19 protein-coding genes, 1 tRNA gene, 4 pseudogenes and 1 other annotated feature are annotated in these 26,459 nt (G+C 58.2%); of the genes and pseudogenes, 12 read left to right on the top strand and 12 right to left on the bottom strand.

Going from position 1 to position 26,459, the window contains the following annotated elements; translation table 11 throughout:
• Positions 1-81 precede the first annotated feature (81 nt).
• The 6 genes from fghA to AB2L51_RS11495 all read right to left on the bottom strand — a co-directional run bounded on the left by fghA (position 82) and on the right by AB2L51_RS11495 (position 6,542).
• A complete protein-coding gene (fghA, locus tag AB2L51_RS11520) occupies positions 82-909 on the bottom strand; it encodes an S-formylglutathione hydrolase (RefSeq protein ID WP_039733239.1) in 828 nt (275 codons plus the stop codon).
• Between the two features lie 24 nt (positions 910-933).
• Positions 934-1,335, bottom strand: coding sequence for a VOC family protein (locus AB2L51_RS11515; protein WP_039733238.1), 402 nt, complete (start codon positions 1,333-1,335; stop codon positions 934-936).
• Positions 1,336-1,394: 59 nt separating this feature from the next.
• Positions 1,395-2,504, bottom strand: a complete 1,110-nt coding sequence (locus tag AB2L51_RS11510; RefSeq protein WP_039733241.1) for an S-(hydroxymethyl)glutathione dehydrogenase/class III alcohol dehydrogenase — start codon at positions 2,502-2,504, stop codon at positions 1,395-1,397.
• 41 nt (positions 2,505-2,545) lie between these two features.
• The gene (gene frmR, locus AB2L51_RS11505) at positions 2,546-2,821 is read right to left on the bottom strand and encodes a formaldehyde-responsive transcriptional repressor FrmR (protein ID WP_025829448.1); all 276 of its coding nucleotides are present in this window, start codon (positions 2,819-2,821) and stop codon (positions 2,546-2,548) included.
• A 493-nt stretch (positions 2,822-3,314) separates the two neighbouring features.
• Positions 3,315-5,426 carry a DUF262 domain-containing protein gene (locus AB2L51_RS11500; protein ID WP_400922013.1) on the bottom strand — a complete coding sequence of 704 codons (2,112 nt, stop codon included), beginning with the start codon at positions 5,424-5,426 and terminating at the stop codon, positions 3,315-3,317.
• Between the two features lie 459 nt (positions 5,427-5,885).
• A complete protein-coding gene (locus AB2L51_RS11495) occupies positions 5,886-6,542 on the bottom strand; it encodes a chromate transporter (protein WP_395582635.1) in 657 nt (218 codons plus the stop codon).
• An 8-nt stretch (positions 6,543-6,550) separates the two neighbouring features.
• On the opposite strand from AB2L51_RS11495, the gene AB2L51_RS11490 reads away from it, so the two are divergent.
• From AB2L51_RS11490 to AB2L51_RS11470, 5 genes and pseudogenes are all read left to right on the top strand, one after another.
• Positions 6,551-7,630, top strand: coding sequence for an IS5 family transposase (locus tag AB2L51_RS11490; RefSeq protein WP_395582636.1), 1,080 nt, complete (start codon positions 6,551-6,553; stop codon positions 7,628-7,630).
• Between the two features lie 11 nt (positions 7,631-7,641).
• On the top strand, positions 7,642-8,298 hold the full coding sequence (locus AB2L51_RS11485) for a LysR substrate-binding domain-containing protein (protein ID WP_395582637.1): 657 nt from the start codon (positions 7,642-7,644) through the stop codon (positions 8,296-8,298).
• A gap of 137 nt (positions 8,299-8,435) precedes the next feature.
• Positions 8,436-8,718, top strand: a pseudogene (locus tag AB2L51_RS11480) (hypothetical protein); the annotation flags it as partial.
• A pseudogene (locus AB2L51_RS11475) lies at positions 8,710-8,859 on the top strand (IS5/IS1182 family transposase); the annotation flags it as partial. The pseudogenes AB2L51_RS11480 and AB2L51_RS11475, both read left to right, overlap by 9 nt.
• A gap of 353 nt (positions 8,860-9,212) precedes the next feature.
• A pseudogene (locus tag AB2L51_RS11470) lies at positions 9,213-10,146 on the top strand (IS630 family transposase).
• Between the two features lie 156 nt (positions 10,147-10,302).
• Here the strand turns inward: AB2L51_RS11470 and AB2L51_RS11465 are convergent.
• Both AB2L51_RS11465 and AB2L51_RS11460 read right to left on the bottom strand, forming a co-directional pair.
• Positions 10,303-11,244, bottom strand: a complete 942-nt coding sequence (locus AB2L51_RS11465) for an AEC family transporter (RefSeq protein ID WP_173585212.1) — start codon at positions 11,242-11,244, stop codon at positions 10,303-10,305.
• Positions 11,245-11,327: 83 nt separating this feature from the next.
• Positions 11,328-12,959: an NAD-dependent malic enzyme gene (locus AB2L51_RS11460; protein ID WP_166319075.1), complete on the bottom strand. Its 1,632-nt coding sequence runs from the start codon at positions 12,957-12,959 to the stop codon at positions 11,328-11,330.
• Between the two features lie 207 nt (positions 12,960-13,166).
• Between AB2L51_RS11460 and AB2L51_RS11455 the strand changes: the two genes are divergently transcribed.
• A protein-coding gene (locus AB2L51_RS11455; protein WP_395582638.1) for an IS3 family transposase occupies positions 13,167-14,377 on the top strand; the annotation gives its coding sequence in 2 pieces (ribosomal slippage) (positions 13,167-13,452 and positions 13,452-14,377; 1,212 coding nt in all).
• Positions 13,445-13,561, top strand: a sequence feature (AL1L pseudoknot). It overlaps the preceding gene by 117 nt.
• 30 nt (positions 14,378-14,407) lie before the next feature.
• Positions 14,408-14,572: pseudogene (locus AB2L51_RS11450) on the top strand (pyridine nucleotide-disulfide oxidoreductase); the annotation flags it as partial.
• A gap of 134 nt (positions 14,573-14,706) precedes the next feature.
• On the opposite strand, the gene AB2L51_RS11445 reads toward AB2L51_RS11450, so the two are convergent.
• The gene (locus AB2L51_RS11445) at positions 14,707-15,069 is read right to left on the bottom strand and encodes a winged helix-turn-helix transcriptional regulator (protein ID WP_034927508.1); all 363 of its coding nucleotides are present in this window, start codon (positions 15,067-15,069) and stop codon (positions 14,707-14,709) included.
• A gap of 115 nt (positions 15,070-15,184) precedes the next feature.
• Here AB2L51_RS11445 and AB2L51_RS11440 point away from each other — a divergent pair, with 115 nt between their 5' ends.
• Positions 15,185-16,309, top strand: coding sequence for an alkene reductase (locus AB2L51_RS11440; protein WP_395582639.1), 1,125 nt, complete (start codon positions 15,185-15,187; stop codon positions 16,307-16,309).
• A 16-nt stretch (positions 16,310-16,325) separates the two neighbouring features.
• Positions 16,326-17,696, top strand: coding sequence for an NAD-dependent succinate-semialdehyde dehydrogenase (locus AB2L51_RS11435; RefSeq protein ID WP_034927514.1), 1,371 nt, complete (start codon positions 16,326-16,328; stop codon positions 17,694-17,696).
• Positions 17,697-17,893: 197 nt separating this feature from the next.
• On the opposite strand, the gene AB2L51_RS11430 is transcribed toward AB2L51_RS11435, so the two are convergent.
• The gene (locus AB2L51_RS11430) at positions 17,894-18,541 is read right to left on the bottom strand and encodes an SOS response-associated peptidase (protein WP_034927517.1); all 648 of its coding nucleotides are present in this window, start codon (positions 18,539-18,541) and stop codon (positions 17,894-17,896) included.
• A 12-nt stretch (positions 18,542-18,553) separates the two neighbouring features.
• The gene (locus tag AB2L51_RS11425; RefSeq protein WP_395582640.1) at positions 18,554-20,656 is read right to left on the bottom strand and encodes an ATP-dependent helicase; all 2,103 of its coding nucleotides are present in this window, start codon (positions 20,654-20,656) and stop codon (positions 18,554-18,556) included.
• 156 nt (positions 20,657-20,812) lie between these two features.
• Between AB2L51_RS11425 and AB2L51_RS11420 the strand changes: the two genes are divergently transcribed.
• From AB2L51_RS11420 to AB2L51_RS11410, 3 genes are read left to right on the top strand one after another with little or no spacing between them, the layout of a single operon-like run.
• Positions 20,813-21,577: an ImuA family protein gene (locus tag AB2L51_RS11420; RefSeq protein WP_165993063.1), complete on the top strand. Its 765-nt coding sequence runs from the start codon at positions 20,813-20,815 to the stop codon at positions 21,575-21,577.
• Positions 21,492-23,015 (top strand): DUF6504 family protein, encoded by a 1,524-nt coding sequence (locus AB2L51_RS11415; RefSeq protein ID WP_165993061.1) that lies wholly within the window; start codon positions 21,492-21,494, stop codon positions 23,013-23,015. Before AB2L51_RS11420 ends, AB2L51_RS11415 begins: the two co-directional genes overlap by 86 nt.
• Positions 23,012-26,185, top strand: a complete 3,174-nt coding sequence (locus AB2L51_RS11410; RefSeq protein WP_395582641.1) for an error-prone DNA polymerase — start codon at positions 23,012-23,014, stop codon at positions 26,183-26,185. Before AB2L51_RS11415 ends, AB2L51_RS11410 begins: the two co-directional genes overlap by 4 nt.
• A gap of 170 nt (positions 26,186-26,355) precedes the next feature.
• Here the strand turns inward: AB2L51_RS11410 and AB2L51_RS11405 are convergent.
• Positions 26,356-26,432: transfer RNA gene (locus tag AB2L51_RS11405), tRNA-Met, on the bottom strand.
• Positions 26,433-26,459 lie beyond the last annotated feature (27 nt).

Genomic DNA, 26,459 nt, shown 5'->3' with positions numbered 1-26,459 from the left:
ACAGTTTGAAAGATGCCCCTAACAGATTTCATCTCCACTCAAAGCCAGAAAATTCCGGATCCCAAAAGACAGACAATCTATTCATCGTAGTTTACTCACGAAATATCTGAGATGATCTGCAATAAAACTGGCTACAAAATAATAGCTGTGATCGTAATCAGGACGAAGATTCAGGATGAGTTCCTGCCCTGCATTCTGTGCGGCTTCCTGGAACAGTTCTGGCCTGAGCTGTTCTTTCAGAAACTGGTCCGCCAGACCCTGATCTATCAGAACAGGCAGTCTTTCCTTCGCTGTCCGCACAAGTTCAAGCGGGTCATAGGCTGCCCAACTGGCACGATCCGGCCCCAGATAAGCACTGAATGCTTTTTCACCCCATGGTACCTGCGTTGGTGCCACAATGGGTGAAAAGGCTGACACAGAACGATAGCGGCCAGGATTACGCAGCGCGATCATGATGGCGCCAAATCCACCCATCGAATGTCCCGCAATGCCTCGCTGCTGCGTAACCGGAAAGCTCGCCTCAATCAGCGCAGGAAGTTCCGTGACGACGTAATCATACATCCGATAATGCACAGCCCACGGCTCCTGCGTCGCATTGAGGTAAAATCCGGCACCCTGTCCAAGATCGTACGCATCGTCATCAGCCACACCCACGCCCCGTGGACTGGTATCCGACGCGACAATGGCGATGCCCAGTTCTGCGGCCACGCGTTGCGCGCCAGCCTTGCCAATGAAATTCTGCTCCGTACATGTCAGACCGGAGAGCCAGTAAAGAACGGGAACCTTTTCAGTTTTTGCCTGCGGCGGCAGGTAGATCGCGAAGTTTGCTTCCACACCCAACGACACGGACTTGTGTCGCCAGACTTCCTGCACGCCCCCAAAAGAGGCGTGTGTTTCCTTGCGTTCCATGGCTCTCACTGCCTTTTGCGCATGTCAGTTACCGTCCGTGAAGGTATAAGTGCAGATCTTGTTCCCTGCCGGATCCCGGAGATAGGCAGCGTAAGCGCCCGGTAAGTGGCTTCGCGGACCGGGTGCGCCTTCATCGGCTCCCCCATTGGCAAGACCTGCGGCATGAAAAGCCTCCACTTCGGCGGGTGTCGCTGCTGCAAAACCGATGGTGACACCGTTGCTTGAGGGCGCTTCACCGTTGCCTGGACGTGCAATGATGAAGGCTGGCTTTTCGCGGCCATACAGAATCCACCCATGCCCGAACGGCCCCAGGTTTTTTATGCCCAGAGCCGCAAGCGCGGCGTCATAGAATTTCGCGGATACCGCAGTATCCACTGCCCCAAGAAAAACATGAGAGAAAACACCGTCACCGGAAATAACTGCCATGATCGTTCTCCTGTAATTTCCAACCATTGGAAATGATGTTGCGCGGTGAGACGCAGACCTTAGAAATGAATGACGGAACGGATGGATTTTCCTTCATGCATCAGATCGAAGGCCGTATTGATGTCTTCGAGCGGCATGGTGTGGGTTACGAAAGGCGCAAGTTCGATATCGCCACGCATGGCATCTTCGACCATGCCGGGAAGCTGGCTGCGTCCCTTGACCCCACCGAAAGCCGAGCCGCGCCACGAACGCCCCGTCACAAGCTGGAAGGGACGGGTCGAAATTTCCTGACCGGCCCCTGCCACCCCGATGACGATCGACTGCCCCCACCCACGATGCGCGGCTTCTAACGCCGCGCGCATGACGTTGACGTTTCCGATACATTCAAATGTATGATCAATACCCCAGCCGGTCATTTCCACAAGAACCTGCTGAATCGGTTTGTCATAATCCTTGGGGTTGAGGAATTCCGTGGCGCCGAATGCTTTGGCAAGTTCAAACTTTTCCGGGTTGGTATCAATAGCGAAAATCCGGCCAGCCTTTGCCTGTCGCGCTCCCTGAATGACCGCGAGACCGATCCCGCCCAGACCGAAGACGGCAACCGTATCTCCCGGCTGCACCTTGGCCGTGTTGTGTACCGCACCAATCCCTGTGGTGACGCCACATCCCAACAGACAGACATGCTCTGGATTGGATGCGGGATTGATTTTTGCCAGAGAAACCTCGGCGACAACCGTGTATTCGCTGAACGTCGAACACCCCATGTAATGATGGATCGGCTGACCTTTGTAGGAGAAGCGTGTCGTGCCATCCGGCATCACGCCTTTACCCTGTGTGGCGCGCACTGAAATGCAGAGATTGGTTTTTCCCGACTTACAGAACAGACATTCACCGCATTCCGCCGTGTAAAGCGGAATGACATGGTCGCCGGGGGCAACGCTGGTGACCCCTTCTCCGACCTCGATGACAATTCCCGCGCCTTCGTGACCCAAAACGGCTGGGAACAGTCCCTCGGGATCATCCCCTGACAGGGTAAACGCATCAGTGTGGCACACACCCGTATGCGTGATCTGCACGAGCACCTCACCAGCACGAGGAGGCGCTACATCGATCTCGACAATCTCAAGGGGCTTACCCGCCTCGAAAGCAACTGCGGCCCGTGATTTCATGATTTTTTCTCCAAATAACCTATCAGCCAGCATCGAGGGCATTACCGGAGATAGGATCGAACGAGTGACACCACATTCTCGATCGAACCACTGGCAGCATCACGATCACCGGCACACTCAACAAATTCTTCCCGCAGGTGGCTTTCGAGAACACCGGCCATTAATCCGTTGATCGCTCCCCGGATAGCCGCCACCTGTTGCAGCACCGGACCGCAATCAGTTCCCTTCTCCAAAGCCTGTTCCAGCGCATCAAGTTGCCCGCGAATACGGCGCACGCGGGTCAGAACGCGCTTTTTCTCAGCCGGTGTGTGCGGCACGAACGCTTACTCCCGAATATACTACCCTTGAGTATCCTTTTCATACTATGGGGCAGTATGTAAGGGATATAAGGAACGTGCTTGTCATATGATCCGATCACAATTCCGTATTGCTGAAATTTTCACCATAACGTCCATGGGTTGCCTGTCTGTGTCTTGGGATCATTCAATAGGTGCAATCAGTGAGATCCAGACAATCTCTGCAACGAGGCTTTGAAGCGCTGATGTCCGCTATTTGGCAAACAACCTTGTGGTCCAAACGACCGAGATGAGGGCGTTAACAGTCGCAAGTTGTCCTTCGGATCACACTTTGTCGTTCCCGCAGCAGCGTGTTCACTCCTCTGGATCTTGAAGCGCTGCGTACGAAGCTAGCCTTGCTCCTGGCCAGAAAGATGCGACACCATTTCCATTTCACCGCTACAGCAAGGCACAAACGACATGGCAGTAAAGCCATGCCGCATTTACAGACGGTCAGATGCGCGACTGACTGACATCAGGCGTTACCGGTTGCCCTGAGCCGGCGCCATTCGTCTGCCAGCATCCAATCGCCTTCATCGCGGGCGATTTGCCAGTCGTTCCAACCATTCCTGTTAGTATCGGTGATTGCCTTCGATGCTCCGGAGAAGGATGCGAAAGAGCCCGTTTTCCCGTCTACAACTAGCGCTCTATCCCGTACTTGTGCGTGATAAGTGGTGCCGGAATAGGTGAAGCGACAGCAGGTGCCATCCACAGGAAGCCAGTTCTTCAGTGGCTCCATCACGGCCATTATGTCGTGATCGCGCGCCGGAGCAGCCCATATCTTGAGGGCTACGTCGAAAAGCGACGCGCCTCGCTCGGCGATCGTTTCCTCATTCCATGCGTCATAGCTGTTCAACTCGCGGTTGAGTGCTAGGCTGGAGTTAGATCGCACCGACGGCATCTTTACGGAGTATGGTCCATTGGAGACCGACGAGTTAAGGGCCTGAGTGAGCAGGGTGAGGTTGCCGAGCTTGTTCACCGCAGCCGAACGGGCTGACTGTCGGGCGACAAATTCGGGGTCGAACTCTCCGGACTCAAGATGTTCAAATCCGGAAATAGGCCAGTTAGTGACCCATGACTGCGGCATGATGTGTTCTATCGTGAGGGTCGATTTAATCGAGATGTCTTCGCTCAGGGCGGTTCGTTTGGCGCGCTCTATCGCCTCGAAAATATAGCGAAGCCTAGATTGACGCGGGCCTTTGTACTGATCGCGCTCCATCCAGCCGCGCCGCCATTCGCTGTCGTCCGGCCAGCGGTCTGTCTCAGCAATGCGGGTGGAGAGATATGAGAACAAGGCGTCGGTCTTGTCGCCCTCTGCCTTCCGCAGATGGGCAATGATGCCGACAAACAAACGATTGTAATTCTTGTTGGGCAATCCGCAGATATCCCGGCGCAGGATATAACTTTTCAAAATGGCTAAGGCTCTAGAGAGGTCGGCACCCAAACATCCTTCGGTGGCCAGATAGATTACTAGGGGCATAGCCGTTGACACATCGAAGGCATCAGCGAACAGGCCGAAATCGCCTATGGGATCGTCGCCATCTTGGTCGAACAGCCTCTTCTCGATCGAGGCGGTACTGGAGATCGCTTCCAGTTCCTCAATCACAGAGCCAAAGGGGCGATCATTCAAGATCCAGCGGCGGTAGCTCTCGAAGAGCCGATCGACCGAAACAAGGTCGGCGACCTTCATAGAAAGATGGTCGGTTAGCATCCAATCGAGACGCTGACGGACTTGGCGACCGCGCGAGGCGGACTGGTTCCAGAATGTATGGTCGAGAGGGAGCCAGTGTTTCTCATAAAGGTTATCGACGGCAAGCGATCCGGTGTTCTGCCCAAGTCCTTTTGCGCGCTGGAAGATAAAATTCCGCATCAGATCGCCAGGAGTGAGGTCGACGCCACGGCTATTGAGCGTCTCGAATATCGTTTGGGGATCGTCACCGCCTTCCAACTCGATCGAGACGACCGCGAGGGCATCTTTCATCGCTTCGAATAAGGTTTCGAATCTGAATTCGTCAAAACTGTCGTCGATGACGACATGTCGCTCGATCGCATCTTTGAAATAGACGTGAGCAGAGATCGCGCGCCGAACGAAGCCTTCCTCGTTGAGCGCCGGGGGCGTAATAGCGTCAACGTTCGCCGAGGGATCAATCATACCGATGAAGGCGCGGCGATCAGTGCGGGACGGCCAGAGCTTAAAGCGCTCGACCTCCTCCTGCGCCATGACCCCTTCGTTCAATAGGTAAGGGCGCAGTTCGGCCGCCCATTTCGGCGAATGGCGGACGGCCACATCGCGCAGAGCGGCAAGCAAAATCTGGAACGTCGTGAGACGTTGCTGGCCGTCGATAATCTCGAAAGCCTGCACTTCTTTCCCGAAGGTCTTGATTTGGGCGATTACGATCGCGCCGAGAAAGTGCGGCGTGACCGAGGCGCGATCGGTTCTCAGGCGATCGGCCGCACGTTCGATATCCTCCCAGAGCAACTCAAGTTGCGGCTGTACTTTCCAGGCATATTGCCGCTGGTAGAGAGGAATCAGATAGCGTTTCTTGCCGTCAAACAACTCAATTATCGAACGTGTATATGGTCTCACGCTATTGCTCTCTAAGTAGTAACTTAGGACCACATTAATGCTCGGGCAGCTGTTGCGGAAGGTATTTAAGAGCAAGATTAACCATTATATTACACAAGGTTTCTAGCTGCTGAGTGGCGAAGTCGTCGCCTACCCTCTGTGACGGAGCCAAATCAGTGCTCTAAACCGCGTTGGGATGCGCAGAAGCCAGCGTTCGCGTGCCCCACGGTCATGTCCGCTTTCCAGAAACGAAAATTTCTCTCACGATATCCGCTTTGAGGGCGACTGCAGCCTGTCTGCTCCGGCATCACTGAGCAGACAGGCAGTTCAGGGGGGGTAAACTGCCTGTCCGTTTTCTGGCTGACTTACACAGGAAACGGCCGAAACATGGCCCTTATAACGACGCGCCATTATTGAAGTGTGCGTTGAAAAACGGTATGGCGATCACGCGTCGATGCACGTCGCTGACTGAACATTTCATTATGCTGCCTGCCCAATGACGACCCCTCCCAGCGCGCTGATACCGACTACCACCAGGGGTGGCGCCCGCCAGACGGTCAGCAGGACGAAACCGACCAGCACGATCCCGAAATCCGCCGCCGACCTGACCGCGCTCGTCCAGACCGGTGTATAGAGCGCCGCCCCCAGCAGGCCCACGACCGCTGCGTTGACGCCGCGCATCGTCGCCTGAACGGCCCGCTGGCTGCGGAAGGTGTCCCAGAAGGGCAAAGCTCCGATCAGGACCAGGATGCCCGGCAGAAAGATGCCGAAAAGACCGAAAGCGGCACCGGCAACACCGTGGGGAGATTGCCCGACGACCGCGCCGAGATAGGCCGCGAACGTGAAAAGCGGCCCCGGAACCGCCTGTGCCGCGCCATAACCGGCGAGAAAGGTGTCGTCGCTGACCCAGCCCGATGTCACGAAAGCCTCGTGCAGCAAGGGCAGCACGACATGACCGCCACCGAACACGAGCGCGCCTGACCGGTAGAAGGCGTCGAACAGGGAAACGCCCTCTGGTGCGCCATGGCAGGCGAGAACGGGCAGACCGAAGAGCAACGCCAGAAAGAGAGCCAGTGCGACGATCCCTGCACGATGCGATACGGGCACTGTAATATGCTCGCCATCTGACGTCTGCACAGAGCGGCATGATGCAGCCCGGTTTTTTTGATGTTGAAGATCGCCTGGCTCGTCTGAGTGGGCTTGGTGACCAGCTCGAAGCGTTTTCCCGGACTGTGGATTTTGAAGTATTCCGTCCTGACCTGGAGAAGGCTCTGACCTATGCGGACGGGAGCAAAGGCGGCCGTCCGCCGTTTGATCCGGTGCTGATGTTCAAAATCCTGGTGATCCAGACGCTGAATAATCTGTCCGATGAACGGACGGAATATCTGATCAATGACCGCCTGTCCTTCATGCGTTTTCTTGGTCTGGGGCTGTCAGATCGCGTGCCCGATGCCAAAACGGTCTGGCTGTTTCGCGAGCGTCTGACACAGGCGGGTGCGGTCGATGGTCTGTTCAATCGCTTTGATGCAACCCTGCGGAACGCTGGTTATCTCCCGATGTCAGGGCAGATCCTGGATGCAACGCTGGTCGCGGCTCCCAGGCAGCGCAACACAAATGCTGAGAAAGCGGATCTGCGTGAAGGGCGGATCCCACAGGACTGGCAGGACAAGCCGTCAAAGCTGTCCCACAAGGACAGGCATGCGCGGTGGACGCTGAAGTTCACGAAAGCAAAGCGGCAGGAGGATGGGACGATCCCCGCAACAGATCTTGCCATCCCATTCTTTGGCTACAAATCCCATGTCTCCATCGACCGAAAATTTCGGTTGATCCGGAAATGGAAAACAACCGATGCCGCCGCCAGTGATGGTGCGCGATTGAGAGAGGGCTTGCTGGATAAAACCAATACGGCCTCAATAGTCTGGGCAGACACAGCCTATCGCTCAAAAGCCAACGAAGACTTCATGGAGAAGCAGGGCTTTGTCTCGAAGGTCCACAGGAAAAAGCCGCATCTCAAGCCTATGCCTCGGCACATCCAGAAATCCAACGCCGGAAAGTCCGTTATCCGGTCACGTGTCGAGCATGTCTTTGCTGATCAGAAGTCACAGACCGGACTGTTCATCCGGACAGTGGGTATCACTCGTGCAACCATGAGGATCGGGCTGGCCAATATCGTCTATAATATGCGCCGCCTTCTCTTCCTCGAGAGGATTAACGCCCACGCGTAGCAGTCCAGCGGATGATCGTTCCCGATCTGCTCAAAACGCAGAGCGAAAGCCACCCCAGGAGCCATCAATCAGCACGCCAAAACTCTGAAATCAGGAGCCAGACGCATCAATCAACGGTTCTTCGATCTCTCCAGGTGATTAATCGTCCGGCAGATCTCGTTGACGATGGGATAGATATCGCGCTGCGTGCTCGTTCCGGTATTGATCCCAATAGCAGCCTGATTGTTCGGCCCCTCGGGTATTCTCGCCTAGTACTTGCAATGAGCCCGGCACTGCGCAGTAGCGGCTATGAAATGCTATCGCTCGATCGCATAGCAGAGTTACCGACCTTGTCGATGGCGGAGACCAATGATGAAGACATCTGGCATCTGACTGGTCCGGGAAACGAGGTATATATGATACATCATCGCCCACGCCTTTTATGTAGTAACTTTGACATGCTGCATGCCGCTGCACTCGAAGGGGTCGGCATCGCACTTCTTCCTTATCATATCGCTAGAGCATCTTTCAAATCCGGTGAGCTTATTCATGTCCTGCCTGACTGGGGGTCGCCTTTCGGCGTAGTGCAGGCGGTGTTCTCAACGAAGAAAGGATTGCTGCCAGCTATACGGGCGCTAATCGAATATCTCGCTATTGCAGTCCCGCGCATACTCTCTTCCGCACCATAGGCAGCGCCAAGTTCTTCTAATTAGGTATGCCAATGTGCCGAAGAGAGAGCCAACTCGGTGTTTAGTCCCGGGCTTTAATTGTGTGGCATTTTCACGTGAATGAAGGAAGCATTGCATTATGGACGGTCGTCACGACCATGTATGCCGTGCGAACAGCAGTACAGCGATCGCGGGCTTCGCTCACGGCGCTGAGTGAGGAGTTCGGTATCAACCCGGGAACGGTTGCCACGTGAGGGACGCGTCAGACTGACGAAGGCCAGTAGACAGGACCAGAAGCCAGCGTTTCAAACGTTCCCCGATTGGGTTCTTTCATCTCGGTATCAGCGGAAATCGAGAAAGCTGAGGGCAAGCTGTGCCTCTTCGTAAGCCATCGCCCGGACCAGCAAATTCACTGTCACACGACTGGCCGAAAAAGCCGATGAAGACTTCATGGAAAAGCAGGGTTTTGTTTGCTGAGTTCATCGCAAGCAGCTTTATCTCAAACCGATGCCGAAGCATATCCAGAGATCCAGTGCCAGAAAATCCGTTATCAGATCCCATATCGAGCATGTCTTTGCCGATTGAAAATCACAGACAGGACTGTTTGTCCAAAACTTGAAATTAGGGGCTGGACGCATATACTAACGGCTCTCCGATCGCTACATTTCATCGCACGTTGCGCATGGGAAATCTCGTGAAAAAGCTTTACGAGCCTGACCTTCCACTCCTACGGGTAGATACGCTTTCTTGGCGCTGGTGATGCTAATTTTGAAGCTGTGATCAAGGTTGCACACCCAGGATCTTAAAATATCAGTTCCAGATTAAACGTTGCGCGATCGTCTTCGCCTCGTCTAGAGCGGTTCCACCGAACTCTGAATCGAGAGGAGACACTGAAGGTGAAATGTGATTCACCGTTTTTGTTGATGGAGACGGTGATGGCACGAGCATTGAGTGATAATCTTCGGGAGCGGGTTGTGGAAGCTGGAGTTGCGGGAGCACCGGCCCGCTCGCTTGCAGCGCAGTTTGGAGTTGAGATTTTGTCAGCGATCCGCTGATTGCGTCGGGAACGTGAAGGCGGCGATCGCCAGGGTAAGCCACGCGGGTCACGGCTGGACGCGCATGAAGCGTTCATTGCTGGCATGATCGAGGTGCTGAAAGACATTACGCTCAACGAGATGCTGGCGCGCCTGCAAAGCGAATGTGGCATCGAGATTGGCCGTAGCATGCTCAACCGCTGGCTGCGGCAGCACGGCCGGACATTCAAAAAAGACCGCTCATGCACTGGAGCAGGAGCGTGAAGACGTCTTGAAGCGACGGCAGGAGTGGTTCGCTCTCCAGCCCGATCTCGATCCGCAGCGACTGGTGTTCATTGACGAAACCAGCCTCTCAACGAAACTGGCCCGTTTGCGCGGGCGTGCCTTGCGCGGGGAACGCTGCCGCGCCGGTGTGCCGCACGGCCACTGGAAAACCACGACCTTCACCGGTGGGCTACGTCTGACAGGCCTGACCGTGCCCTTCGTACATGATGGTCCCATGAACGGTACAATCTTTCAGGTCTACGTCGAACGGGTTCTTATCCCGACACTGAAGCCGGGCAATATCGTCGTGTTGGACAATCTTCCGGCGCATAAGCTTTCTGCAATACAGAAGGTCATTGAGCAGGCAGGGGCGGAACTGATGTTCCTTCCGCCATACAGCCCGGACTTCAATCCCATCGAGATGACCTTCTCAAAACTCAAGGCCTTGCTGCGCGCCAGAGCCGAACGGACTGTCCGTGCTCTGTGGGATACCGTCGGCGCGCTGCTTCCGGCTTTCACATACAGTGAATGCGCCAGCTTCTTTACAGCCGCTGGATATGAACCAGACTAAAGTGGAACCGCTCTAGAGCACTCAAATGAGCAAAACGCTTCTCAAAACGGAAAACAGACCTTTTCAGGACTCATTTTCTCCAATCAGTGCATGGAATTGTAATCATAGGGCAGGTCTTAAAACCAGAGAACTTTTCCAATCATCTATTTTTTTGCGTTATATCCACTCGCATATAGCGACAGTGGCGGGAATGACGACGACCATGCCGAGCGTCGTGAGCAGCATGATGCTGGCTGTTTCTACCTCGCACTTCCCATACTGCTGGGCAAACAGGGCAGACGGTGTGGAGGTAGGCATCGCACTTGCGACAAAAGCTGCTTTCGCCATAGCGGATTTTAGTCCCCATGCCTTGAGGGCGACGAAGAAGACTGCTGGTTGCAAGACGACACAGACGAGCGATCCCAGTATAACGGTCCTAGATCTGAGATTAAGGGAATAAGACGCAAGCGCGAGCCCGCAGGCGAAGATCGCCGCTCCTGGTGCGCAGACTGCTAGAGGCTTGAGCACGGACACGGAAACCGGCGGCATCGTCAGACCGGACAGAGACACGATGGTGCCCAGCACCGGTGCCCACACAAGGGGGTTCTTGATCGTTTTTCCAAGCGTTCGGGCCAACGAGGGTCTCGACGTTTCTGACCTGGACGCGCTCTCGAGCAGGTAGATGACGACTGAAACCTGTAAGAGGTTTGTGACAACCGCAGCCAGACCGACTACGCCGCCGCCGACCGTATCGCCATAGATTGGATCGAGGACCGTCAGGCCATAGATCGGTGCGGCTGTGGAGGACACCGCATAGCCGAGGAGGACTGCGGTCAGCCGGTCGCGCGTCATCATGCACAGGACGAGATAGCTCACGCCAAAGAAGAGCGAATATCCGATGATCATGACCACAACGAGTGGCCCCTGCTGAAGGAGCAAGTCGCATTTGAAGGACGCCATGCTGAGGAAGAGCGCAACCGGCAGGGCATATTTCAGCGCGAAATGACTGAAACCGATGGCCTGATCGTGATCGAAATCCTTGTACTTCCCGGCCAGATAGCCCAGCCCGAATATGAGGACAACCGGAGCGATGGCGGCGACGAGTATCACGAGATTCACGGATCTGCTCCGGGTTGGTGAGAGAAGGCCTCATCATCCCCGGTGATCGGCTCGAGCCGATCACCGGGGATGACTTAGGTGTGTCAGAGTTCCTTGTAGACCGGCTTGTAGAGCAGCCCCTCGATCCAGGCGCGGATATTTTCCGGACGCTCGACGGTGGCCTGTCCACTATCGAAGATATGCTCCGCAACCCGCGTGGCGGTCGTCACTTCGGTCTCCAGGATGTTGGCTTGGAGCGGGAACAGCATGCCATGCTCGCGTGCGCTCGGCCCCACCTGATCCGCTGTCGCGGCGGCGGCGGTGATGAACATATCGTCCGTGATCCGCGCGGGACGGGTCGCGTAAACGGCGAGGCCGATTGCCGGAAAGATATAGAAATTGTTGGCCTGTCCCGGGTGGTAGCTCTTTCCCTGATATTCGAAGTCCGGAAATTGGACTCCAGCGGCGTATAATGCTTTGCCTTTTGTCCAGGTATAGGCCTGCTCGGCCGTACATTCCGCCTTGTTCGTCGGATTGGAGAGCGGGAAGATCACCGGCCGCTCGTTCAGTTTTGCCATCTCGCGGACCACCTCCTCGGTGAATGCGCCGCCGATGGTGCTGACGCCGATCAGAATGGTCGGCTTGAAGGTTCTGACGACCTCGAGAAGATCTTTCGTCGGTTTCGCCTCGTGCGCGAACGGCTTCTGCCACTCGTTGAGATCGGTCCGGCTGGTCTCGATCAGACCGTTGACATCGATCAGTACGATACGCTCACGCGCTTCGGCCTCGCCCAGACCCGCTTCGACCATCGCCGAGACAATCATACTTGCGATACCGATCCCGGCTGAGCCTGCGCCCAGAAAAAGGACGCGCTGATCGGCGAAAGTCTCGTTCTTGATCTGCAGTGCCGTGGTCAGGCCTGCTACCGCGATCGCTGCGGTTCCCTGAATATCGTCATTGTAGCACAGGACCTTGTCGCGATAGCGGGCGAGAAGCCGCATCGCATCGGTACCTTTCCAGTCCTCGAAATGAATGCAGACACCGGGAAACACGTCTGTAGCGGCTTCGATAAATGCGTCTGAGATCAAATCCACCTCCGCTTCGTCTGGCGGGAGCTCGCGCAGACCAAGATAAAGCGGATCGGCCCGGAGCGCCGCGTTCGTGGTGCCTATGTCCAGTAGCACAGGCAGCAGCGCCTCGGGCGGCACCCCCGCGCAGGCGGTGTAGAGCTGGAGCTTGCCAATGGGAATGCCCATGCCGTTAGCGCCGATATCGCCAAGACCGAGAATACGGCCGCCGGTGGACACACAGATGAACCGAACGTCTTTTACCGGCCAGTTGCGCAGAATTTTTTTGAAGCGACCTTTCATGTCGCGCGTGAGATACATGCCCGCGCTGCCGCGATAGATATGTCCGAATGCCAGACAGGCATCAGCCACGGTCGGATCATAGACAATCGGCACAAACCGCGCGGGGTCGGACATCAGCGTGTGGTAGAATAGCGTCTTGTTCCTGGCCGCCAGGCTCATGAGATAGATGTAGCGTTCGAGATCATTCGGCTTTGCGGCGAGTTGCGTCTGAACCCTCTCCAGTTGCCGGTCGATGTTTTCCACAGTCGGAGGAAGCAGACCTTCAAGGCCGAGCGATTGACGCTCAGTCATTGTAAAAGCGGTTTCCTTGTTGAGGGCGGGGTTGTTGAGGATTTCCTGTCCCCGGATCGTGCTGGCGTGGCTCATGTGTTCTCCTCGCGGTTCGGTAATCCCCCCATTTTTAGTGGGGCATTGAATGAGAATTCAGGCAGCTGTTTTTAGTTTCTGGGCGGGGGTTAGCCCGCTGTTCCCCATGTTGGGTCTGTCATGGTTATATGTCCAGAGCCATTGTGTTGCGTGTGAATTGCCCCGGGTTTTGTGGAGACAGAACGACCCGAGAGGTAAGAAGGTTTCATGAGCAACAAATCGAAGCGTTTTCCACCTGAGTTTCGTGAACGTGCAGCCCGCATGGTTCTGGAGGAAGAGAAGAACCATCCATCACGCTGGTCTGCGGTGATGATGATCGCGCCAAAGCTGGATATTCATCCTGACACGCTGTCAAAATGGACCCGTCTGCATGAACGTGCCAATGCGCCTGCGGTGAGTGAGCTGCCTGATCGAGAGAAGATCAGGCAACTGGAGCGAGAGAACCGCGAATTGCGGCAGGCCAATGAAATCCTGCGTAAGGCGTCGGCATATTTTGCCCAGGCGGAGCTCGACCGCATCTTCAAGCCATGACACGCTTCATTGAGGAGCACCGGCAGACATATGGTGTCGGGTCAATCTGCAGGGTTCTGTCGATTGCACCATCTGCCTATTATGCAACTGTTGCCAGACAGAAAAATCCGTGTGTGCGCAGCCAGAAAGACAAAGAACTGTGCGATGACATCCGTAGAGTGTGGAATGATAATTTCTGCGTCTATGGAGCGCGCAAGGTCTGGCATCAGCTCAAACGTGAAGGCCTGGATGTCGCCCGCTGCACGGTAGAGCGGCTGATGCGCCGGATGGGGCTGAAAGGCGTCATTCGTGGCAAGGGGGTCAGAACCACACGGCCTGATCCGCAACGTCCGTGTCCGCAGGATCTGGTGCAGCGCCAGTTTCATGCTCCTGCCCCCAACAGACTGTGGGTTTCGGATTTTACTTACGTTTCCACATGGCAGGGCTTTGTTTATGTGGCCTTCATCATTGATGTATTCGCACGGGTTATTGTGGGCTGGCGCGTCTCCTCAACGGCCCATACCGACTTCGTGCTGGATGCTCTCGAGCAGGCTCTGTGCCAGAGGCGACCTGAGGGAAAAGTGACCCACCATTCCGACCGCGGCTGTCAATATGTGTCCATTCGCTACACGCAAAGACTGGCTGAAGCGGGGCTCGTTGCTTCTGTCGGCAGTGTTGGGGATTCCTATGATAACGCCTTGGCAGAGACCATTAACGGACTTTACAAAACCGAACTCATCTATCGGCAGGGGCCATGGAAAAACAGGGAAACTGTTGAACTGGCAACACTTAAATGGGTCGACTGGTTCAATAATCGGCGCCTCCTGTCCTCCATTGGAAACATCCCGCCAGCAGAAGCTGAGGCACGCTTTTATGCACAACAGAAATCACATGCATTAGCCGCTTAAATCAGATAAAAAACGTCTCCACAAAACCCGGGGCAATTCAGTGTTAACGGGCAGCAGGCCGTCAGGGAGCCACGTCTCTGGCTGCTGGGTTATGGCTCCTGGTGTGGGCCCGCATCCGCCACGCTGCTGGGCGCCGGCCGTGTCGCCAGATCCATGGTCCGGCAACTGGCGGCCTGGCTTGCGTCGCCGATATAGAAGGTCTGCTTATCGAAACTTTGAGCAAGTCTGAACACGGCCGAGAAGAGGCGACTGCTGCCCGTCCGCTCTGCTTCTGCTATACTGACAGGTATGTTGCTGCAGGAATTGTCCATAATGCTTAGCGGTCAATCTCAATCACCAGCTTTGTTCCGCTGGAGAGAATGCGCATACCGATCTCCCCATGTTTTGAGTGCCTGAATAACTGGTTTCAGGGTTTTGCCCAGATCGGTCAGGGCGTATTCCACATGCGGTGGTACCTCGGGGAAGACGGTGCGTGACACCAGGCCGTCTGCCTCGAGTTCGCGCAACTGGTTGGTCAGCATCCGCTGTGTGACATTGGGCAGGCGGCGGCGCAGTTCGCCAAACCGCAGCACCCCGTCCTCGAACAGGTGATACAGAATCAACGCCTTCCACTTGCCCCCAAACAGTTCGAGCGTGGCTTCCACCGTGCAGCCGGGGCTACAGGCCAGCGTGGTGTGACGAATGCGGGGCATGGTATCATTCCTGACACTAGTGGCGGTTTATGTGCGTTCTTGCGCACACCAGAGGGTGGGTCAATGTTTACACGCGGGCCGGACGGATGTCCTGCATTTGTGAACAAGGTTGATCATGTCTTCGTCTTCTTTATTCGATCCTGTGCGGCTGGGCGATTTGTCCCTTGAAAACCGGATCTTCCTGCCACCCCTGACACGCTGCCGCAGCACGCAACCCGGGGACATCACCAACACGCTGATGGCCGAATATTACGCGCAGCGCACACAGGCGGGGTTCCTGATTACCGAGGGCACGCAGATCGAACCCCGCGGACAGGGCTATGCCTGGACACCGGGCATCTACTCCCCTGAACAGGTCGCGGGCTGGAAACTGGTCACCAATGCGGTACACGCAAAGCGGCAGCCCATCTTTGCACAGTTGTGGCATGTCGGCCGCGTGTCCCACCGCGCTTTGCAACCTAGTCATGAGGCGCCGATCGCCCCGTCGGCGGTTGCGGCAACAGGCGTGAACGTGTTCATCCCCACGGGGCCGGGTACAGGAAAGCTGGTACCCCCTGATGTGCCACGCGCGCTGACCATTCCCGAAATCCATGAACTGGTGGAGATGTATGCACAGGCGGCACGCAATGCACTGTCCGCCGGGTTTGATGGTGTGGAGATTCACGCCGCCAATGGTTACCTGATCAACCAGTTCCTATCCGAACGCGCCAATTTCCGTACCGATGCTTATGGCGGCAGCCTGTCCAACCGCCTGCGCTTCCTGCGCGAGGTGGTCGAAGCCGTCTCCGCCGTGGTTACGCCCGACAGGCTGGGCGTGCGATTTTCCCCACTGTTCGGCACGACCACGGAAGAGCGTGTCTATCTTGGCCTGCTGGAGGACAATCCGGCGGAGACCTACACGCAGGCCGTGCGCGTGCTGGCGGATGCGGGCATCGCCTATGTCTCGCTCGCCGAAGCCGACTGGGATAATGCGCCGGAAATGCCGGACACCTTCCGAGCCAGTGTGCGCGACATCTTCGACGGCCGCATCCTGTGCGCGGGACGTTACGACCTGCACAAAGCCCAGCATGTGCTGGCACATGGATGGGCGGACATGATCGGCTTTGGCCGGAAGTTTATCGCCAATCCGGACCTGCTTGCGCGGCTGGAACACGGCTGGCCGTTCAACTCGCTGGACCCGGCGACGATGTATGGCGGCGGCGCGCATGGCTACACCGACTACCCGTTCCATAATCAATAAACAGGGAAACAGACCAATGAGTTTTTACCAAACCCTCAACCCGACCACGGAAACCGTGGAACGCACGTTTGAACTACATACCGCCGCGCAGATGAAGGCGATTGTCGATCGCGCGGACCATGTGTGGAAGACCGACTGGAAAAAATGCGACATCGCCGAGCGTAAGGTCGTCATGTCAAAGGCCGCCGATCTGCTGCGTCGCGATCGTGTGGCCCATGCGCGCCTGATCGCGACCGAAATGGGCAAGGCGCTACCGGACGCGCTGGAGGAAATCGACATCACCGCCGATATTCTCTCCTTCTATGCCGATGGCGCGGAGAAATTCCTCGCTCCCACGCATCTGAAGGTCAAGGAAGGCCATGCAAAGATCATCAATCAGCCGCTTGGCCTGATCTACTGCATCGAGCCATGGAACTTCCCCTATTACCAGCTTGCCCGCGTAGCGGGGCCGAACCTGATGGCAGGTAACGTGGTCATCGCCAAGCACGCGCCCAACGTGCCGCAATGCGCGCTGGCCTTTGAAAAGCTGTTCCACGATGCGGGCGCGCCTGTGGGCGTCTATACCAACATCTTCCTCGACAACGACCAGTCAGCCGAACTGATCAAGGATGTCCGCATCCGTGGCGTCGCGCTGACCGGTAGCGAACGCGCCGGCCAGGCGGTCGCGGCCGAAGCGGGGGCGGCGCTGAAGAAGGACACGATGGAACTGGGTGGCAGTGACGCCTTCGTCGTGCTGGATGATGCGGACCTTGAACTGGCGGTCAAATGGGCGACATGGGGTCGCTTCGCCAATAACGGGCAGGTCTGCACGGCGGCCAAGCGGATGATCGTGCATGAGAAGGTCTATGACGCCTTCCTCACCGGTCTGAAAAAGGCGATCACGCAGTTCCGCATCGGCGATCCGCTGGCTGAGGGCACCACCCATGGCCCGATGAGCAGCAAAAAGGCGCTGGACACTGCGCTGGCGCAGACTGACGAAGCCGTTAAGGCAGGGGCAACTCTGGTGGTTGGCGGCAAGCGGATGGATCGCAAGGGGTTCTTCATGGAGCCGACTATCCTGACGAATGTCTCCAAAGACAATCCGGTCTTCTATCAGGAGATTTTCGGCCCCGTTGCGGTCGTGCACAAGGTCGCGTCAGAGCATGAAGCCATCGAACTGGCCAATGATTCCCCCTATGGTCTCGGCGGGTCCGTGTTCTCCCGCGACCTTGCTCGCGCCGAAAAAGTGGCGGAACAGGTCGAGACCGGCATGATGTTCATCAACACAGCCACGGCTGCGGCCCCTGAACTGCCCTTTGGCGGGATCAAAAATTCGGGTTTTGGTCGCGAACTGTCTTTCCTGGGCATCGAGGAGTTTATCAACCGCAAGCTGATCCGCGTTGCCTAAAGATTAGGCGAATGCTGCGCCCTGTCCCAGATAAAAACCTATCCGGGACAGAGGTGTACTACTCACCAAGTTAAATATCGCCTGCGGGTCAAGTGATATTGGGAAATGATATCTATCTGCTTTGCCAACCGTACGATTAGTCATCGAATGACCGGGATGAGGCGAAAGCGGCAAGTAATCTTTCGCCTTCATGGCCGTCATTCCAAAGAACGCCGGACTTCAACACGGACCAACAGATCATCTGGCAGAGGCCGCTGAAGCTGCAGAGCCTCCTCCGCTGGCGCATTCATCCACACATCCAGTTCATCCGGCTGCGTCAGGATCACAGGCATGGCCTTCGGATGAACCGCGCCCACTTCCCGGTTGGCCTCAGTGGTCAGAAAACCGAACAGGTCATCCGTCGTCTCCCCGTCCGCCAGTTTCCGCACCGACGTCCACCGGCACCAGATCCCGGCAAAGAAAGCCAGCGGCTCACCGTCGCTGCGGACAAACCACGCAGGCCGTGATTTGCCATTAGGCAAACGCTCCGGTTCCGAAAAGGCGGTCAGCGGCACTAGACAGCGATGCGCCACCCCTTCCCAGCGCTTCCACCATGTCGAGGTCGGATTGCGGATATTGGTCATACCGCGATCCACTTTATGGCCTTTCAGGTAACCGGGCGGTGTCGGCATGCCCCAGCGCGCCATGACCAGTTCACGGCCATTGTCTCCATTCCGCACAACCGGTGCCATCGTGTTCGGGTAAATCTCGGGCAATGGCTGGAGATTCCCCGTGCGATCCTCGAGGACTTTTGCAACGTCCTTGATCGCCTGTGGGTTGGAAGTCATGGAATAGAGATTGCACATCTGTCTGCTCCCTTACGACCACATGCCGCGCAGACGGGCTGCCATGTCGATCCGCACGGACTGCACCGCCTTCTGCCGGGCCTGCTCTTCCGGTTTCACGACCGGCCAGGCCATGGACTGGAACAAAGGCAGCATGTCCCGGTCGATGAAGCGCGTCCGCGAGGCATAGACATGCCGGTCGCCCCGGCTGTGCTGGCCATGCACGTAAAAACGCTGCGGTACCATGATATCGAGACTGTCCTTCGCCCGTGTCATAGCCACATAGAACAGCCGGCGCTCCTCCTCGATGTCGTCCTTCTCACCAGTGGCCAGATCAGACGGAATGCACCCATCGACCACGTTCATGACGAACACATTCTTCCACTCCTGCCCCTTGGCGGAATGAATGGTGGAGAGGATCAGATAGTCTTCATCCAGCAACGGCACGCCGGCCTGGTCGGATGTGGCATCCGGCGGATCCAGCGTCAGTTCGGTCAGAAACTTCTCTCGTGACGGATACCCCCCGGCGATCTGCTCAAGCTGCACCAGATCGGCCAGCCGCGTGGAGGCGTCCTCATGCAGCCGCTCCAGATGCGGCTCATACCAGTACCGCACAGCCGCGATCTCGCCCGGCCAACCGACCTGATGGCTGCCGAGAGCTGTCAGCAGATTCACAAACCCCGTCCAGGCCTCGCCACTGCGCTGCGGCGCTTTCACATCCTTCAGCGCCTCGAACGGATGCGCACTCTCGCCCATCGTATCCAGCACGCGTCGGGCCGAACCCGGCCCCACGCCGGGGAGAAGCTGCAACACCCGAAAGCCCGCGATGCGGTCGCGTGGGTTCTGGGCAAAACGCAATAGCGCCAGCACATCTTTCACATGCGCGCTGTCGAGAAATTTGAGGCCACCGAACTTCACGAACGGAATATTGCGCCGGGTCAGTTCCACCTCCAGCGTGCCGCTATGGTGCGAAGCCCGGAACAGCACGGCCTGCTGCTTCATCGGTGTTCCCGCCTCCCGCTCTTCCAGCACCCGATCGGCGATGTAGTTGGCCTGCGCCGTGTCGTCCCAGATGGTGACCAGTCGCGGCTTTTCCTCCGAAGTCCGTTCGGTCCACAGATCCTTGGTGAACCGCTCGGCCGCCTCACCGATCACGGCATTGGCCGCATCCAGAATGGGTTTCGTCGAACGATAGTTCCGATCCAACGTCACGATGCGCGCCGGGGGATCGAAAGACGCTGGAAAATCGAGGATGTTGCGCACGGTCGCGGCCCGGAAGGCATAGATGCTCTGCGCGTCATCACCCACCACCGTCAGGCCTCGACCGTCGGGCTTCATGCCCATCAAAATGTCCGCCTGCAGCCGGTTGGTGTCCTGATACTCATCGACCAGCACATGATCCCATTTGCCGCCGATATCAGCGGCCAGAACCGGGTCGCTGGTCATCTGCGCCCAGCACAGCAGCAGATCGTCGTAATCCAGCACGCCCTGTTCCTGCTTCGCGGTGACATAGCCTGCAAAGAGCTGTTTGAGCTGGGCTTCCCAGCCCGCGCACCACGGATAATGCTTCAGCAGCATATCGGCGAGCGGCGTGCCGGAATTCACCACACGGGAATAAATGGCAAGGCACGTGCCCTTGCCGGGGAACCGCTTCTCGGTTTTCGAAAACCCCAGATCATGCCGGATCAGATTCATCAGGTCAGCGGAATCTTCCCGGTCATGGATCGAGAAGGCCGGATCCATGCCGATCTGCTGGGCATACTCCCGCAGCAGCCGCGCACCAATGGAATGAAACGTCCCGGCCCAGGCCAGCGCGTCAACCAGAGGTCCGGTCTTGTCGCCGAGCACCGTTTTGCAGATGCGCTCCACCCGGCGCGTCATCTCCACACTGGCTCGCCGCGAGAAGGTCAGCCGCAGGATGCGGCGCGGATCAGCGCTCGAGGCGATCAGATGCGCGACCCGGTGGGCCAGCGTGTTGGTCTTGCCTGAACCGGCGCCAGCGATGACCAGCAGCGGGGATGAATCCGCGACGCCTGGCGAGTCTCCGATCCCATGCGTGACCGCCTGTCGCTGGGGGTCATTCAGACGGGACAGATAATCGTCGCGATCCGGGGCAGGAGAAGTCTCTGAATTCAATTCTTTAGCGCACTTTCATCAACGATACCGAACCAACATTGGACAGCAGCATGCCGGATACAGAGCGAATTTGCATTGACTTGCGTAGCATGATCAGAACAAATCACGAACATATAATCATGAAATGCAGCTGCACAAGGGACATCGAACCGTGACATGACCGCTGAAACCCACAAAAAACCGGGACTGGAGACCCTGCGGGCTGCGATCAGCCGTCTCGAAGGTCATAGTGACCGACGCCGCAAGATGCTGCCCTTTGGCGTGCGCGAGATCGACGGCCGACTGCCGGGCGGCGGTCTGGCGCTGGGAGCCCTGCATGAAGTGGCAGGTGGAGGCAATGACGCCCTGCACAGTGCGGCGGCCGGTCAGTTCTGCGCCGGGATTGCGGCCCGCACGCGCGGCAAGGTTCTCTGGATCGTCACCCGTCAGGATGTGTTCGCTCCCTCCCTGAAACAGGTCGGGCTGTCAGCACGGCGAACGATCTTTGTCGAGGCCAGTTCAGACGTCGATGTGCTGGCCTGTTTCGAGGAAGGGCTGCGACATGGCGGCCTCGGGGCCGTTGTGGCCGAGGTCGCCCGCCTGTCCATGACCGCCTCACGCCGCCTGCAACTGGCCGCCGAGACGTCCGGTTCCCTGGGCATCGCGATAAGACGCTGGCGGCGGCAGACAGATGCGGCAGATTTCGGCCAGCCAACCGCCAGTGTGACGCGCTGGCGGGTTTCCGTCCTGCCATCCGCGCCGCTGCCGGTCCCCGGCGTCGGAAGACCGCGCTGGCTGCTGGAACTGATCCGTGCCCGCGCAGGCGAATGTGCCGATTTTGAAGTGGAGGCCTGTGATGGCAAGGGTCGTCTCTCTTTACCTGCCGCTCTGGCCGACGGATCGGATCAGGAAGCGGCTGGGCAAAGACGCGCCCGCGCCTGAAACGCCGTTGGCCCTTGTCGGACGGGAAGGACGGCGGCGGGTTGTGCTGTCTGTTGATCTGGCCGCCCGCAAGCTGGGGCTGCGTCCCGGCACGCCGGTCGCCAAGGCGCAGGCGCTGTATCCCGATCTGGTGCTGATGGATGCCGATCCCGAGGGTGACCGGCTGGGACTGGAGAAGCTGGCCCTGTGGTTCCAGCACCGTATCGCGCCCATCGTGGCCGTCGATGCTCCGGACGGGCTGGTTCTGGACACGACCGGGGCGGATCACCTGCATGGCGGTGAACTTCCCATGCTTAAGGACATGGTTCATCGCATGGCGGGCGCCGGGTTCCGGGCAAAGGCCGTGGTGGCGGAGACGTGGGGCGCTGCGCACGCCATCGCCCGCTATGGCCGGGCACCGATTGCCGTTGTGCAGGCCGGTGATGCGTCAAAGGCACTGGCCGATCTTCCCCTTGAGGCGCTGCGCCTGCCCCCCACCATTATCGAAGGTCTGGCCACGCTGGGTGTGTCGCGCATCGGACCACTGGCCGCCATGCCACGGGCACCCCTAGCGCTGCGGTTCGGTCCTGATATCGCCCGCAGGCTGGATCAGGCCTTTGGACGCATCGGGGAAGCCATCCTTCCGGTCCGTCCCGTCGATCCAGTCGAGGTCAGCCGGAACTTTGCCGAACCCATCGGCGCTGCTGAGACCATCGCGCGCTATATCGGCAAGCTGGTGCCGCTGCTCTGCCAGGGGCTGGACGAACGTGGACAGGGCGTGCGCCGCCTCGACCTGCTGCTGCATCGCGTGGACAGTCGCACCGAAGCGATCCGTGTGGCGACCGCCATGCCCGTACGGGACGTGAAACGTCTGACGCGGCTGCTGTGCGAGAAAATTGAAACGATCAATCCGGGCTTCGGCATCGAGCGCATGGTGCTGATCGCGTCACAGGCGGAACCCATGGACCGGCGGCAGACGGTCTCCTCCCTGATTGCCGAGGAAGAGACCGATGTGTCTGATCTGGTCGACACACTGGCCAACCGTGTGGGTATGCAGGCGCTCTATCGGTTTGCCCCGGTGGAAAGTGATCTGCCCGAACGCTCCTTCTGCCGCGTGCCCGCTCTGGCCCCCGAGGAGACGAAGGACTGGCCGGATCACTGGCCGCGTCCGACGCGCCTGCTCGCACGACCTGAGCCGGTGCAGGCCATGGCGGAACTGCCGGACCAGCCGCCGCTGTTCTTCATCTGGCGAGGGGTGCGGCGGAAAGTGAAATGCGCTGACGGCCCGGAGCGGGTCTTTGGTGAATGGTGGAAGAATGATGCTGAACTGACCATCGCCCGGGATTACTTCCGGGTGGAGGACACGTCTGGAGAGCGCTTCTGGCTCTACCGGGCGGGTGATGGCGAGCATGGCGAGACCGGCTCGCAGGGCTGGTTCTTGCACGGAATCTTCGGATGACCATATCCGCACCGCGTTATACCGAACTACAGGTCACGACCTATTTCTCGTTCCTGCGCGGGGCATCCTCCCCGATCGAACTGTTCGAACAGGCCAAGGCACTTGGTATGGAGGCGCTCGGTATCTGCGACCGCAATTCTCTGGCCGGCATGGTACAGGCGCATGTGGCGGCGAAACAGGCGGGGCTCCGGCTTGTCGTGGGATGCCGTCTCGATCTGGCGGATTTTCCGCCCGTGTTGGTCTACCCGACGGACCGGGCCGCCTATGGCCGGTTGTGTCGTCTGCTCACCATCGGTAAGGCGCGCGCTGGCAAAGGGAAATGCCATCTGCTCTGGGAGGATCTCGTCACCTGGGGTGAAGGCCTGATCGTTGTCCTGATCCCCGACACGGCGGATGATGCCTGCGGTCTGCATCTGCGCAAGCTGAAGGACGCCTTTGCTGACCGTGCCTATATGGCGCTCACCCTGCTACGCCGTCCCAATGACCCGATGCGGCTGTATGAGCTTGCCAACCTGGCGCATCAGGCACGGGTGCCAACCGTTGTGACCAATGACGTGCTGTTCCATACCCACGACCGGCGCATCCTTCAGGATGTCGTCACCTGCATCCGGCATAACACCACCATCGACGAGGCCGGGTTCGTCCGCGAGCGTCACGCGGACCGCTATCTCAAACCGCCACAGGAAATGGCCCGGCTGTTCAGCCGTTACCCTGAAGCCGCCGCCCGCACCATGGATATCGTGGAGCGCTGCCGCTTCTCGCTCGATGATCTGGCCTACCAGTATCCTGATGAAGTCTCCGTACCTGGCCAGACACCCCAGCAGGCGCTGGAGGCGCTGACCTGGGAGGGCGCCCGTTCCGTCTATCCGGATGGCGTACCGGATGACGTGGCGGAAACGCTCCGCCATGAACTCGGCCTGATCGGGCGCATGGCCTACGCGCCCTATTTCCTGACCGTGAACAGCATTGTCCGCTATGCCCGCTCTCAGGATATTCTCTGTCAGGGACGCGGCTCGGCGGCCAATTCTGCCGTCTGCTACGTGCTCGGCATCACAGCCATCGACCCCGCCCGTAATTCGCTGCTGTTCGAGCGCTTCGTCTCCGAAGAGCGGGGCGAGCCGCCGGACATCGACGTGGATTTCGAGCATGCACGGCGCGAGCAGGTCATCCAGTGGGTGTATGAGCATTACGGACGTGACCGCGCGGCCCTGACAGCCGTGGTGATCCGCTATCGCGCCAAAGGGGCTTTGCGGGATGTTGGCAAGGTCATGGGCCTGCCGGAAGACCTGATCCGCACGCTCTCGGGCCAGACTCATGGTTGGGGCCACAGGCTGGACGATGACGCCCTGACTGATAGTGGCATTGATCTGTCAGACCGCCGTATCCGCCTGACGCTTGATCTGGCCCGCTGCCTGATCGGCGTACCCCGTCATCTGTCACAGCATCCCGGGGGATTTGTGCTGACGCATGACCGGCTGGATGAGCTTGTGCCCATTGAGCCTGCGTCGATGGAGCAGCGCCAGATCATCGAATGGGACAAGGATGATATCGACGTCCTGAAATTCATGAAGGTCGATATTCTGGCCCTTGGCATGCTGACCTGCATGAAGAAAGGTCTGGACCTGCTGGCGGCGCACAAAGGCCAACACTTTACGCTCCAGGCCCTCCCGGCCGAGGATCCGCGCACCTACGCCATGATCCGCAAGGCCGACACGATCGGCGTGTTCCAAATTGAATCCCGCGCGCAGATGTCCATGCTGCCGCGCCTGAAGCCGCGTGTGTTCTATGATCTCGTCATTGAGGTCGCGATCGTGCGTCCCGGCCCTATACAGGGGGATATGGTCCATCCCTATCTCCGCAGGCGCGAAGGGATCGAACCGGAAAACTATCCGACACCTGAACTGGAAAAGGTTCTGAAAAAGACGCTCGGTATCCCGTTGTTTCAGGAACAGGCGATGCAGGTCGCCATGATCTGTGCAGGGTTTACCGCCGCCGAGGCCGATCAGTTGCGTCGCGCGATGGCGACTTTCAAGAATACCGGTACCGTCTCGCAGTTTCAGACACGCCTGATCGAAGGCATGCGCGCCAATGGGTATGATGAGGAATTCGCCGAGCGGATCTATCAGCAACTGGAAGGCTTCGGTTCTTACGGATTTCCCGAGAGCCACGCGGCCAGTTTCGCCATTCTGGCCTACTCGTCGTCATGGATGAAATGCACCCATCCGGATGTGTTTCTGACCTCACTCCTGAACAGCCAGCCGATGGGGTTCTATGCGCCGGCACAACTGGTCCGCGATGCGCGGGAACACGGCGTGGAGGTCAGGCCTGTCTGCGTGAATGCTTCACGCTGGGACAGCACACTGGAAGGGCCGGAAACACCGGAGGGTCGCTTCGCCGTGCGGCTGGGCATCAGTCTGGTCAAGGGCCTGGCCAATGACGATGCGGCCCGGATTGTTGCCGCACGAGCCTCCCGTCCCTTTACATCCATTGATGATCTGTGGCGTCGGGCTGGCGTGAAGTCGGCAGCCCTGACCCATCTGGCCGAAGCGGACGCGTTCCGCCCTTCGCTCGGGCTGACACGGCGCGAGGCGCTCTGGGCGATCAAAGCTCTGCGCGATGAACCCCTGCCCCTGTTTGCGGCTGCGGAAGTAACGCGTGAAGCGGAGGAGCCGGATGTGTTGCTGCAGCCCATGCGGGATGGCGCCGAGGTAGTGCGGGACTATAACCGGCTTGGCCTGACCCTGCGGGACCATCCCCTCGCATTTCTTCGCAGGGATCTGCGAGAACGGGACATCGTCACCTGTCGGCAGGCGCTGGCGGCAAAGGATGGGAAGCGTCTCACCGTGGCAGGGCTGGTGCTGGTTCGGCAGCGACCAGGGTCTGCCGAAGGCGTGGTGTTCATGACGCTGGAGGACGAGACAGCCAACATGAACGTCATCATCTGGCCGGATATGTTCGATGCAAACCGGCGCGTGGTGCTTGGTGGGCAGATGCTGGCGGTGACGGGCATGCTCCAGAAGGAAGGTGACGTCGTGCATCTGGTAGCAAAAGAGATCACCGACCTTTCCGGGTTGCTCGCAGACATCGGTAATCGCTCCTCTGCTGAGAGCACCCATGACAGCGATTCCGCCGGTGAGCGCATCGTCGTCAGATCGCGTAATTTCCACTGATCGATAAGGCTGCCGACAAAGATCACGCCATCGTGAAACGCCCCGATTTCAGTCCTATCTACGCTGGAGTTTCACTCCCATTTGCATCCTATACGCATCCTGCGCGCGGAGCAGAAACGCAAAAGGCCGCCCATGAGGCGGCCTAAGTATTTGATATTAAACGGGATTCATGGTTGCGGGGGCAGGATTTGAACCTGCGGCCTTCAGGTTATGAGCCTGACGAGCTACCGGGCTGCTCCACCCCGCGGTTGAGAGAGTGCTGATTTTGTTTTGG

The sequence above is a fragment of the Acetobacter fabarum genome, from assembly GCF_040702925.2.
Classification (GTDB): Bacteria; Pseudomonadota; Alphaproteobacteria; order Acetobacterales; family Acetobacteraceae; genus Acetobacter; species Acetobacter fabarum_B.
Note: the sequence above shows the minus strand (reverse complement) of the source record. Positions and strands in the feature narration are given on the sequence as shown.